Here is a 12,290-nt window from a genome sequence, read left to right as displayed (position 1 = left end):
CTTACAGTTTCACGCCGGAGAACGACATGAAGGCCATCGCCATCAAGCCCGCCGTAATGAAGGTGATGCCAAGCCCCTGCAGCCCATCCGGGATGTCGGAATATTTCAGCTTCTCGCGCACACCCGCCATCGCCGTGATCGCCAGCGCCCAGCCAAAGCCGGAGGACACGCCATAGGTCACGGATTCCGCAAGGTCATAGCCCCGTTCCACCATGAAGAGCGAGCCACCAAGGATCGCGCAGTTCACGGTGATCAGCGGCAGGAACACGCCCAGCGCGTTGTAGAGCGGCGGGAAATACTTATCGAGAACCATCTCGAGGATCTGCACCAGCGCGGCGATCACCCCGATATAGGAGATCAGGCCAAGGAAGGTCAGGTCCACATCCGGGAACCCGGCCCAAGCCAGCGCCCCGGGCGCAAGCAGATAGGTCAGGATCAGGTTGTTCGCCGGCACGGTGATCGACTGGACCACCATGACCGAAATACCAAGGCCGATAGCCGTGGAAATCTTCTTGGACACGGCGATGAAGGTACACATGCCAAGGAAGAAGGACAGGGCCAGGTTCTCGACGAAGATCGCCTTGACCGCGAGGGAAATCAACTCTTCCATCAGTGCGCCTCAACCGCTTGGATCTTGTATTCACGCTCTTCGACCTGGGCCGGTTTCCACGTGCGGAACGCCCAGATGATCAGGCCGATGATGAAGAACGCCGACGGCGGCAGCAGCAGCAGGCCGTTGGGCACGTACCAGCCACCGTTGTTCACCGTCTCAAGGATCGTGATGCCGAACAGGCTGCCAGCGCCGAACAATTCGCGGATGACACCGACCATCATCAGGATCAGGCCGTAGCCAAGCCCGTTGCCGACACCGTCGATAAAGCTGTCCAGCGGCGGGTTCTTCATCGCGAAGGCTTCTGCCCGGCCCATCACGATACAGTTCGTGATGATCAGACCAACAAAGACCGACAGCGTTTTGGAAATCTCGAAGGCGAAGGCCTTGAGAAGCTGATCGACAAGAATCACGAGCGACGCGATCACGACCATCTGCACGATGATCCGGATCGACCCCGGTATCTGGTTGCGGATCATCGAGATGAACATCGACGAGAACCCGGTGACCAGCGTCACCGCGATCGACATGACGAACGCGACCTGCAAGGAGGACGTCACCGCCAACGCCGAACAGATGCCCAGCACCTGAAGCGTGATCGGGTTGTTGTCGACGAGCGGATCGATCAACATTTCTCTGCGTTTATGGGCCATCAGATGTTCCCCGCTTTGAGGTTCTCAAGGAAAGGTTCGTATCCCGCTTCGCCCATCCAGAACGTGACAAGGTTATCGACACCGACGGAGGTCAGGGTCGCCCCGGCCAGCGCGTCGATATGGTATTCCTCGCCCGCGGGAGGCGCGGTCTTGGACACGCTGATTTGCAGCGTGCCGTCGTCATCCCTTAGTTTCTTGCCGTTCCACTGCGCCTTCCAGCGCGGGTTGTCTACCTCGGCCCCAAGGCCGGGCGTTTCGGCATGTTCATAGAACTGGAGGCCGTAAATCTCGTTCCCGTTCTCTTCCAGCGCGATAAAGCCGTACAGCGTGGACCAAAGCCCGTAGCCGTGGATCGGCAGGATCACCTTGTCGATCTCACCCGCTGCGTCGCGCAGCAGATAGACCGTGACATATTCCGCTTTGCGGCCAATGCCCGCCGGGTCGTTCACCAGCGCGACCGACAGCGACGGATCATCCGCAGCGGCACGGTCATCAAACGAAGCCGGATCGAACTGATCCGCGAAGGTGCCTGTCTCAAGCTCCAGCACATGCGGTTCAAACGCCGCGAAGGATTCGATCACGTCGGCGTCCGGGTCGTAGATACCGGCGACCTGCAGAATGTTGATCTGCTTGTCCTTGAGCGCATTGACCGCCTGCAACGGGCGCAACGCCACGGCGGCAGCCGACACGATCATGGATGCAACAAGGCAGACCGCGACCGCGATGAAGATCGTCTTTGGCACCGAGTCGGGCGAAAGAGCGAGGAACCGGCGCAATGCGCCTTTGGGTTGGGATTTATTCTGATCGTCAGGCATTGCGCTTTGCCCTGCGTTTGATGTTGGCCTGAACGACGAAGTGGTCGATCAACGGCGCGAAGACGTTACCGAAGAGAATGGCGAGCATCATGCCCTCGGGGAAGGCCGGGTTGATCACCCGGATCATCACCACCATGAACCCGATGAGCGCACCATAGATATAGCGGCCCATATTGGTGTGCGCGCCCGAAACAGGCTCTGTCACCATGAAGACCAGCCCGAACGCATAGCCACCCACGACAAGGTGCCAATACCACGGCATCGCGAACATCGGGTTACTGTCGGACCCGATCCAGTTCAGCAGCAGCGAGAACCCGATCATCCCCGCCAGACAGCCGACCACCATGCGATAGTTGGCAATCTTCGTGGCCAGCAGGAAGACGAGGCCGATCAGGCAGGCAAGTGTCGATGTTTCACCAAGCGAGCCGGGGATAAAGCCAAGGAAGCTGTCCCACCATGTCATGCCGCGCGCGGCGAGTTCCTGAAACCCGTCAGAGGCAGAAACCGCCAGGGCCGTCGCGCCGGTATACCCGTCCACGGGCACCCAGACGGAATCACCCGACATCTGCGCCGGATAGGCAAAGTACAGGAACGCGCGGCCCGTCAGCGCCGGGTTGAGGAAGTTCTTGCCGGTACCGCCAAAGACTTCCTTGCCGATCACCACCCCAAAGATGATGCCCAGCGCAACCTGCCAAAGCGGCGTCGTCGCCGGAACGATCAGCGCATAAAGCATGGACGACACAAGGAAGCCTTCGTTCACCTCGTGCTTGCGCACCGTGGCGAAAATCACCTCGAAAATGCCGCCGGCGACCAGCGTCGTGATGTAGACCGGAAGGAAATACAGCAGACCATGCGCCATATTCGCCAGCGGGTTCGCGGGGTTGAAACCGATGCCCAGCCCCGAAATGATCGCCGCACGCCAGCCAGTTGCCTCATATTCCGCAAGGGCCAGGTTGGTCTGATACCCGGTGTTGTACAGCGCCATCAGGATACATGGGATCGTCGCGATCACCACATAGGTCATGATCCGCTTCATATCGATGTAAGACCGCGCATGGGGCGCAACGGTCGTGACGGTTTTCGGCGTATAAAGGAAGCTTTCCACCATCTCGTAGATGGGGAAGTACCGCTCCCACTTGCCGCCCTTTTCGAAATGCGGCTCGATCCGATCGAAGAAGTTACGCAGACCCAAGGTTCACCCCTCTTTCTCGATCTTGGTCAGGTTATCGCGCAGTGCGATCCCGTATTCATATTTTGCAGGGCAGGCAAACCCGACGAGGCCAAGGTCTTCCTCGTCCAGTTCCAGCGCCCCAAGCGCTTGCGCCTGATCCGTGTCCATAACCAGCAATGCGCGCAGCAATTGCGTCGGCAGGAAGTCCTGCGGCATCAGCTTTTCGAACGTGCCCAACGGCACCATCGCGCGGCGACCGCCATTCAGGTTCGATGTCAGCGGGAAGGCCCGCTTCGACAGAGCAGACCCAAGGACAGGCTGCACCGCGTATTTCGCGAACATCGGACGAATCCAGCCCATTGGGATTTGCTTGCGATCCTCTTCGATCAGCGTGATCTGGCGCGCGTAGCGACCCAGATAGGCGCTTGGGCCATCGCCCATGCGTCCGCTTAGAACCGAACCGGAGATCACACGCACCGGCACATCCTTTGGCATGTCAGCGGCGGCCAATTCCAGCATCGACGCGCCGGCGATCGTGCGCACCAGACGGGGATTCGCACAGACCGGCCCGGCAAGGGCGATGATGCAGCGCGCATCGTACTTGCCCGTCATCATAAGGCGGCCGATCACGATCACATCCTGATAGCCGATGGTCCAAACGCTTTTTGCGGCGGTCGGCGGCTCAAGGAAATGCATATGCGTGCCTGACAGGCCCGCCGGGTGCGGCCCGGAAAATGCCGCCGATTCGACACCCGCCGTATCAGCGCCGGGAACATTCGCCCCGTCTGCGTGGCACAGATATGTCGTGCCGCCGGACAGTTTCGCCACCGCTGCAAGACCCGCTGCGAAGGCTTCGGCATCCTCGCCAATGGCGACCATCGGGTCGGCGGCCAACGGCTCGGTGTCCATCGCGTTCACATAGATCGCAGCAGGCACGGCATCGGGCGCGGGCACTTTGGAATAGGGCCGCGTGCGGAACGCAGTCCACAGACCAGCCGCGCAAAGCCGTTCGACCAGCCCTTCGCGCGTGGCGGCATCGCCAACCTGCGAGAAATCGATCGGATCACCGCCCTTGGTGTCGACCGCAATTTCGATGCTGATCAGTTTACGGCGTGCCCCGCGGTGGATGGCGGTAACTTCGCCCGCCACCGGAGAGACGATCTGCGCCTCCGGGACATCCTTGTTTATAAGAATGGGTGTACCCGCCACGACCTTGTCGCCTTCGGCAACAAGCAACCGTGGCTTCAGCCCGACATAGTCATCGCCAAGAATGGCGACCGTGCGGACCGGTGCACGTTCTTCGATTTGAGAACTGGGAGCGCCCTGGATCGGCACATTCAAGCCTTTGCGCAGCGAAAAACGCTTCACTGTCGATATCCTCTATCCGGAGTGTTCGCTGGCTTTTGCATCACCCGGGCGCGGGACGAAAGTGGATTTCGGGCGAAAAATGAACTTTTTTGTTGAACTGCCCAGTAATGTCGCGGAAAAGCCGCCAGACTGAATACGCCTACATTCGACCCAGACAAGAGGTCCATTCGTGCCCGACCAGATCAAGCTTTCCCGTCGTACCATCATGCTCATGCCACTCGCGCTTGCTGCCTGCAAATCGGGCACGTCGCTGTTCAAGCTGTCGGGCATGACCATGGGAACCACCTACAATGTCGTCGCTGTCGACGTGCCAAGCGACATCAAAGAGACTCAGGTTCAAGCCGCCATCGATACCGCCTTGGCGCAGGTGAACCGCCAGATGTCGAACTGGGATGCCAGCTCCGAGATTTCCCGCTTCAACGCGGCAAACGGTTCTGCCCCAATGGAAATTTCGCCCGAACTGGCAGAGGTCATGCACGCCGCAGAGACCGTGCACATCGCCAGCGAAGGCCGCTTTGATACAACCATGGGTCCGCTGATCGAGCTGTGGGGCTTTGGTGCGCCGGGTGCGCGTGAGCTGCCCGCCGACGCGCAGATCGAACAGGCACAGGCCCGCTCCGGCCATGGCAACACGTTGAAGGTCGGCTCTCGCCAGCTGCAGAAAACGCAGGACGATGCGCAGGTATACCTGTCCGCAATCGGCAAGGGATTCGGTGCGGACCACGTGGGCCGTGCAATCGAAAAGCTGGGAATCACCGACTACATGGTCGAGATCGGCGGCGATCTTTACGCATCGGGCCGCAACGCAGAAGGTCAGCCGTGGCGAATCGGCGTCGAAACGCCCGAAGCGCATACGCGCGGCGTTCTGGATGTCGTCGGCGTGTCCGGCGTTGGTCTCGCATCCTCCGGTGATTACCGGAACTACTTCGAAGTCGATGGACAGCGATTCTCCCACGTGATCGACCCGGCAACAGGCCGCCCGATCACGCACAAGACCGCGTCGGCCACGGTTGTCGCCCCGAACGCAATGCTGGCGGACGCATGGGCGACCGCGATGCTGATTCTGGGACGCGAGCGCGGCATGGAAATCGCAGCGGCACAAAACCTCGCGGTTTTGTTTGTTGAACGCGACAGCGAGGCGGACCATCTTTCCTTCAAGACAACGGCCAGCCCAAGCTTTGCCAAGCTGACCGCCTGACACTGATCGGAGCCCCCGCCGTCATGACAACCTTCCTCTTCACCTTCGCGCTTCTTCTGCTCGTCGTTCTGGGCATGGCCCTGGGCGTCATGCTGATGGGACGGCGCATTCAGGGAAGCTGTGGCGGGTTGAACGCGGTGGGGGACGCCGATCACTGTCTGGTCTGTCACAAGGAAGTCGATCCCGACAGCCCCCTGCGCGACCGGCTGCAATGCCCACGCGCCAAGAAGATGCTGGAACGCGCCGGCTTGAACGAAGACGCGGTTTAACCCGTCAGATCAAGCGGTACGAAGCCAAGAATCAGCAATCCGGCCGCCGCCAACACGCCCCAAAGCCATAGCTGCCAACGCGGGCCTTCTGCTTTCCATACCCGTCGATACTTGTAGCCACACAGGCACGCGATCACGAACAGGATCGTTGCGAGGGTTGGGGTCAAGGTTACACCGGTCACGCGGCCGCGCTCCTTCCATTGGTTTCCCTCGCCATAGCGGCCCAGCCAGCGCATCGCAATCGCGGCGCGGCTTAGCCGATCTCTATTTCGGCGGTGATTGCCGCGCGAATCCCATCGGTAAGCATCCTGCCCAGCCGCGCGGTCACCGCGTTCCGCCAGCCTTTATCTTGGCTCAGGCCCTGCGGCACGACGCCTTTGATGGCGGATAGGGCGGCGACGATCTCCGGCGCGGATTGTGCAGAGGACAGGCTGTCGCGCAGCACATCCGCCATTGGATCGCGCAGCACCGCCTCCGCGCTGTTTTTGTGCCGCACGACAAAGCACATCCAAGCGGCGGTCGCGAAGGCATAGGGGCCAAGGTCTTGCCCCGCGCGCATGGCGTCCAATGCCGGGGCGAATATCCGTTGCGGCAACTTTTGCGTTCCATCCATCGCGATTTGCACGGTCGCGTGGGCGATGGCGGTATTGCGAAACCGGTCCAGCAGATCGGCACGATACATATCCAGATCCACCGCCTCCACCACCGGCAAGGTGGCTTGCGCGGCACACATCTGCCGTTCCACAAGCAGGCTCAGATCCGGGTCGGTCATCACGTCGCGCACATGGACATGACCGGCAAGATGCCCGGCATAGGCCAACATGCTATGCGCGCCGTTGAGCATACGCAGCTTCATCAACTCATAGGGCCGGACATCGTCGACGAAGACCGCCCCGCCGGCTTCCCAGTCTGGCCGCCCATCCGCGAACCGATCTTCGATGACCCACTGGGTGAAAGGTTCCGTCTCGATCGCGGCGCGATCTGCAAATCCCGTGGCGCGGATTGCATCTTTCAGCGTACTTTCCGTGGCCGCAGGCGTGATGCGGTCCACCATGCAAGACGGGAACGGCACTGTTTCAGCGATCCAATCCGCGAGAGGGCCATCAATGCGGCGGGCAAAGTCGATCACGCCGCCCCGCAGCAATGCGCCGTTCTCCGGCAGGTTATCGCAGCACAAGACCGTAAAAGGCGGCGTTCCTTGCTCTCGCCGCACGCGCAACGCGGCGACCAGCAGTCCCAAGACACCTTTCGGTGCATCCGGATGCGCAAGATCGCCCGCAACGGCAGGGTGAGACACTTCCGCACCGCCGGTTTCCCGGTCGATGCCATAGGCCTTTTCAGTCACCGTCATCGTCACGATTCGGGTCTGAGGCCGCGTCATTTGCGACAAAGCCTGCGCCGCGGCTCCCTCCCCCCCGACAACGTCCGCGATAGAACCGATGATGCGGGCGGATGTCCCGGCGCTGCTCCGTTCCAGCACGGTGAACAGGCCGTTTTGCGGTGCAACCTGGTCCACCGCCGTTCGGCTGCGCAAGCTGACCCCGATAATGCGCCAGTAGCCACCGCCCGATGCCAAGGCCGCGTCGGTATAGACCGCCTGATGCGCTCGGTGGAACGCCCCCATGCCAAGATGAACGATCCCCGCCCCATGTGCCGAAGGATCGTATCCCGGAAGAGTCACACCCTCGTTGATCCCCGCCAGGCTGGACAGTCGCGGCGCGGAGGTCACGCTCCCCCCCCCACGCTGGGATGCTTCAAAGCCGTCTCGATCCCGCGAAGCTCTGCCAGCCCCTTGAGCCGCCCAATCGCCGGATATCCGGGCTGCGCGCGGCGCGCGTGATCGTCCAAAATGTCCTGCCCATGATCGGGCCGCATCGGAATGATCGCATCGGCACGGCCGGCGGCACGGCGCAGCGCCTCTTCGCGTAGCACGGCGGCGATGACCGCCACCATATCCGTGTCCCCTTCCAGATGACGCGCTTCATGGAAGGCACCGCGCGGGGTATTTGATTCGCGCGTCGTGTTGCGAAGGTGCAGGAAATGCACCCGGTCCCCCATCCGCGCCATCATGCCCGGCAAGTCGTTATCTGCCCGGACCCCAAGCGAGCCGGTACAAAGCGTGACGCCATTGGCCACACTGTCCACCGCGTCCAGAATGCGCTGGTAATCGGCCTCTGTCGACATGATGCGCGGCAGTCCAAGCAGATCGAAAGGCGGGTCATCGGGATGGCAGCACATGCGCAGGCCCAGACGTTCGGCAACCGGGATAACCTCGGTCAGGAAATCGATGAAATTCGCGCGCAGGCGATCCGCATCAATATCGCGATAGAGCGCCAACTGGTCGCGCAACTGGTCCAGAGAGAACGATTCCGCCGCACCGGGCAGACCGCATACAATGTTGCGCGCCAGTGCGCTTCGCTGCGGATCACTCATCTGGTCGAACCGGGCGCGTGCGGCGTCGATCTCTGCCTTGGGCAGGCCATGCGGCGCATCCTCACGTTTCAAAATGAACAGATCGAAAGCGGCGAAATCCACGTTGTCGAAACGCATGCAGGTCGCGCCATCGGGGCGCAGCGCCGCCAGATCGGTGCGCGTCCAGTCAAGCACCGGCATGAAGTTATAGCAGATCACCTCGATACCGGCCGCGGCGATATGTTCAAGGCTGGTCTTGTAGGCCGCGATATGGGCGCGCCATTCCCCCGTCTGGCGCTTGATATCTTCGGACACGGGCAGGCTTTCGACCACGTCCCACCCAAGGCCAGAAGGTTCGCCGCCGGGCAGGTGGGCAATCTCTTGCTGGCGCGCGCGGATGTCATCGGGGGTCCAGACCGCGCCCGTCGGCACGTGATGCAGCGCCGAAACGACGCCCTGTACCCCGGCTTGCAGCATATCGGCCACACTCACCGTGTCTTGCGGCCCGAACCACCGCCACGTCTGTTTCATGCAAGCCTCCCTCTCGCCGTCCAGACGGGATAGCAGACCGACCCATTGCTGACTAGTATGTCAGCGGGCGCGCTGGTATCTCACACGACAAGCAAGGGGGGATAGGCGCGGGGCCAGCGAGCCATGGCGCGCGCCCCCCATGCCGCAACGAAGAGTGGAGGACTTCATGCTGCATCCAGACCGATTGTTCCCGGCCGATCCGACGACGCGGCGGATTGCACGTGAGCTTTATGAGGCGATCGCCGATTTGCCCATCGTGTCCCCCCATGGCCATACCGACCCAAGCTGGTTCGCGCAGAACCCGCGTTTCGAGGATGCCGCCTCGCTGTTTCTGACGCCGGATCACTACGTTCTGCGCATGTTGCGATCACGGGGGCTCGACTACGACGATCTGGGCGTACCGCGCCGCGATGGTGCACCCGTGGCGGCCCCGCGCGCAGCGTGGAAGCATTTCGCCGCGCATTACGACCTGTTCCTTGGGACGCCCTCCCGGTTGTGGATAGATCACGCCCTGAACTGGGGGTTCGGGATTGAAGAGCCCCTGAACGAACACACAGCAGATCGGATTTTCGATCAGATCGGCGAGCGGTTGAAAAGCGACGATCTGCGGCCCCGCTCGGTTCTGGACCGGGCCGGGATCGAGGTTATTGCGACCACCGAGTTCGCCTTGGACCCGTTGGAGCCTCAGGCCGAACTCGAAAAGTTGGGGCTGACGCAGCGCGTGCGGACGACCTATCGGCCCGACGACGTTTGCGACCCGGACCGGCCTGACTTCGCGGAGAACCTCGCGCGGCTTGGCGCACTGACCGATTGTGACACACGGCAATGGTCAGGCATGATCGAAGCCCACAGACGCCGCCGCGCCACCTTCCGGCGCTTTGGGGCGACGGCGACCGATCACGGCGTGCCCACCGCCCATACCGCCGATCTGGCAGAGCCAGACAAACAGCCGCTGCTTGACCGCGTTTTGTCACAGAACGCTACGCCGGAAGATGCCCGGTTGTTCCGCGCCCAAATGCTGACCGAAATGGCCGCGCTGAGCGTCGAGGACGGCATGGTCATGCAAATCCATGCCGGTGTGCGCCGCAACACCGACCCCACGCTGATGCGGGAACGCGGCCCGGATCGGGGGGCGGATATTCCGGTCCCGGTCTCTCCGGTGCAGGACCTTGCGCCGTTGCTGACACGGTTTGGCACTGCGCCGGGCTTTCAACTGATTTTCTTCTGTCTCGACGAAACCGCCTATGCGCGCGAGCTCGCCCCGATGGCGGGGTATTGGCCCGCACTTCTTTTGGGGCCGCCGTGGTGGTTCCATGACAGCCCACGGGGGATTGCGCGCTATCTTGATGCCGTTGTGGAAAGCGCAGGTTTCTACAACCTTGCTGGCTTCAACGACGACACACGCGCCTTGCTGTCGATCCCGGTGCGGCACGACGTCTGGCGTCGCGGGGTCGCGAGCTTTCTGGCCGATATGGTGGAACGCAAAACGCTGGGCCAAGCACAGGCACAGGACATCGCCCGCCACCTGTCTACGGACGCTGCGCGCCACGCCTACAAGATGGACAACGCCTGACGGCTGGACGGGCAGCGGCCGGCGATCAGGAAGGGAAAGAAGGCCGCTCAGAATGGCAGGCCAACGCGGCTTCCAGCGCAGCGCCCAGGCGCAGCAAACTGCCTTCGTCAAACAGCTTGCCCCATAGGGAAATACCCTGCGGCACGCGGAACGCTTTCCCATCCGCGCAAGCGGTCGGAATCTGAACACGTCCACCACCGAAACCACCGGGCGCACGGGTTGTGGTCTCGAAGAAGCCGGCGCGCATGTGCAGGCACGGATGCCCGGTGAAATTGCTTGCCACCAGCATGGGACCTGTATTGAACGGCCCGATCAGAATGTCGACCTGAGCGAACAGCGCATCGACCGCGTGCATTACTTTCCAGCGCAGGCGGTCAAGCTGCACATGATCGACCGCTGACAGGAACCGCGCCCGGCGAAACACATTCGGCCACGCGGCAGCGTCCTGCCATGTCAGCAGATCGTCCCGCCCGTCGAGAGTCAGATCCTGAAACGCGGCAGCGCCTTCGGCATAAAGTACATTCATCAGCGCATTATAGGGCAGATCGGGCAAGGACAGTTCGATGACTTCGGCACCCAAACCACGCACGGCGTCCAAGGCCGCATGATCCACCGATGTAGCCCCCGCGCCGAATGCTTCGGGCAGAAAACCGACCCGCAGCCCGTCGATCCCCTTGGACATGTCGCAGTGCAAACCGGCACCGATGGATGAAGGATCCTCTGACGATGCGCCGTTGATCGCGGCCAGAACCAGCCCGGTATCCTCGACCGACCGGCAGATCGGTCCGATCTTGTCCATCGACCAGCACAGCGCCATCGCCCCCGTCCGAGGCACCCGGCCATAGGTTGGCCGCAGCCCCGTCGTGCCGCATCTTTGGCTGGGGGAGGTGATCGAGCCAAGCGTTTCCGTCCCGATGGAAAATCCGCACAACCCCGCCGCGGTGGCCGATGCCGAACCGGCGCTGGAGCCGCTGGAGCCTTCATTCAGGTTCCACGGGTTGCGCGACCGCCCCCCGTACCAAATGTCGTTATAGGCAAGCGCACCAACAGCGGCTTTGCCCAGCAAGACCGCGCCAGCGTCCCGCAGCCGGACAACAACGGTTGCATCGCGATCCGGCACCCGGTCCTGAAACGGCTCTGCCCCCCATCCGGTGGTGATCCCCGCTGTGTCGAACAAATCCTTGACGACATAAGGTATCCCGTGCAGCGGCCCCAGATACTGCCCTTCCGCGATCAGCCGGTCTGCCGCATCTGCCTGGGCCAAGGCAAGTTCCGCGGTCACCGTCGCCATACATTCAAGCTGCGGGCCAAGCCGTTCGATCCGCTCAAGATAGATTTCGCATAGCCGCCGGCTGGTCAAAGCCCCTTGCGCGATCCAGCCGGAAAGCCGCGTGACCTCTGCAAAAGCGATATCTTCGTCGTTGTCCGGCAACGGGTCAACCTTCGCGTCCGACCATCGCAGATCGTCCTTGGCATCCGGCATGACGAAACCCGGCAATCGCGGATCGAAACGACAGGCCATCGGCTCGGCATTGTCGAAATGAACCGCGCGCAGTTGCAGCGCCGCAGCGATCTGCCCTTCGAATGTGTCCACCATCAACGCCCGCTCTTCCGGGGTATAATCGACCCCCATCAAAAGCTCGGCGCTGGCGATGTCTTCTGCTGTGATGTCCTGTGCGATGGTGTCCAT

At 61.9% G+C, this 12,290-nt stretch carries 12 protein-coding genes; 3 read left to right on the top strand and 9 right to left on the bottom strand.

Annotated elements, in window-relative coordinates; translation table 11 throughout:
• Position 1: 1 nt before the first annotated feature.
• Genes nqrE through E4Z66_RS17635 form a run of 5 tightly spaced genes read right to left on the bottom strand, consistent with a single transcriptional unit; the run spans position 2 to position 4,617 of the window.
• A complete protein-coding gene (gene nqrE / locus E4Z66_RS17655) occupies positions 2-610 on the bottom strand; it encodes an NADH:ubiquinone reductase (Na(+)-transporting) subunit E (RefSeq protein ID WP_136464377.1) in 609 nt (202 codons plus the stop codon).
• The gene (locus E4Z66_RS17650) at positions 610-1,263 is read right to left on the bottom strand and encodes an NADH:ubiquinone reductase (Na(+)-transporting) subunit D (RefSeq protein ID WP_136464376.1); all 654 of its coding nucleotides are present in this window, start codon (positions 1,261-1,263) and stop codon (positions 610-612) included. Before E4Z66_RS17650 ends, nqrE begins: the two co-directional genes overlap by 1 nt.
• Positions 1,263-2,078 (bottom strand): Na(+)-translocating NADH-quinone reductase subunit C, encoded by an 816-nt coding sequence (locus E4Z66_RS17645; RefSeq protein WP_136464375.1) that lies wholly within the window; start codon positions 2,076-2,078, stop codon positions 1,263-1,265. Before E4Z66_RS17645 ends, E4Z66_RS17650 begins: the two co-directional genes overlap by 1 nt.
• Entirely contained in the window at positions 2,071-3,270 is a 1,200-nt protein-coding gene (locus E4Z66_RS17640; protein ID WP_136464374.1) for an NADH:ubiquinone reductase (Na(+)-transporting) subunit B, read from the bottom strand. Before E4Z66_RS17640 ends, E4Z66_RS17645 begins: the two co-directional genes overlap by 8 nt.
• 3 nt (positions 3,271-3,273) lie before the next feature.
• Complete coding sequence (locus tag E4Z66_RS17635; RefSeq protein ID WP_136464373.1) at positions 3,274-4,617, bottom strand: Na(+)-translocating NADH-quinone reductase subunit A; 1,344 nt, start codon at positions 4,615-4,617, stop codon at positions 3,274-3,276.
• A gap of 205 nt (positions 4,618-4,822) precedes the next feature.
• On the opposite strand from E4Z66_RS17635, the gene E4Z66_RS17630 reads away from it, so the two are divergent.
• Both E4Z66_RS17630 and nqrM read left to right on the top strand, forming a co-directional pair.
• Positions 4,823-5,815, top strand: coding sequence for an FAD:protein FMN transferase (locus tag E4Z66_RS17630; RefSeq protein ID WP_342773464.1), 993 nt, complete (start codon positions 4,823-4,825; stop codon positions 5,813-5,815).
• Between the two features lie 23 nt (positions 5,816-5,838).
• Positions 5,839-6,084, top strand: coding sequence for a (Na+)-NQR maturation NqrM (gene nqrM / locus E4Z66_RS17625; RefSeq protein WP_136464371.1), 246 nt, complete (start codon positions 5,839-5,841; stop codon positions 6,082-6,084).
• On the opposite strand, the gene E4Z66_RS17620 is transcribed toward nqrM, so the two are convergent.
• The 3 genes from E4Z66_RS17620 to uxuA form a co-directional block, all read right to left on the bottom strand.
• Entirely contained in the window at positions 6,081-6,266 is a 186-nt protein-coding gene (locus E4Z66_RS17620) for a hypothetical protein (protein WP_136464370.1), read from the bottom strand. The genes nqrM and E4Z66_RS17620 overlap by 4 nt on opposite strands.
• Before the next feature lie 71 nt (positions 6,267-6,337).
• Positions 6,338-7,813: a mannitol dehydrogenase family protein gene (locus E4Z66_RS17615; RefSeq protein ID WP_136464369.1), complete on the bottom strand. Its 1,476-nt coding sequence runs from the start codon at positions 7,811-7,813 to the stop codon at positions 6,338-6,340.
• Positions 7,810-9,027 carry a mannonate dehydratase gene (gene uxuA, locus E4Z66_RS17610; protein WP_136464368.1) on the bottom strand — a complete coding sequence of 406 codons (1,218 nt, stop codon included), beginning with the start codon at positions 9,025-9,027 and terminating at the stop codon, positions 7,810-7,812. The genes E4Z66_RS17615 and uxuA overlap by 4 nt, the downstream gene beginning before the upstream one ends.
• Positions 9,028-9,193: 166 nt before the next feature.
• On the opposite strand from uxuA, the gene uxaC reads away from it, so the two are divergent.
• The gene (gene uxaC, locus E4Z66_RS17605) at positions 9,194-10,600 is read left to right on the top strand and encodes a glucuronate isomerase (protein ID WP_136464367.1); all 1,407 of its coding nucleotides are present in this window, start codon (positions 9,194-9,196) and stop codon (positions 10,598-10,600) included.
• Positions 10,601-10,625: 25 nt separating this feature from the next.
• Here uxaC and E4Z66_RS17600 read toward each other — a convergent pair whose 3' ends face one another.
• Positions 10,626-12,290: an amidase gene (locus E4Z66_RS17600; protein ID WP_246036070.1), complete on the bottom strand. Its 1,665-nt coding sequence runs from the start codon at positions 12,288-12,290 to the stop codon at positions 10,626-10,628.

The organism is Aliishimia ponticola (genome assembly GCF_004803475.1).
GTDB lineage: Bacteria > Pseudomonadota > Alphaproteobacteria > Rhodobacterales > Rhodobacteraceae > Aliishimia > Aliishimia ponticola.
Note: the sequence above shows the minus strand (reverse complement) of the source record. Positions and strands in the feature narration are given on the sequence as shown.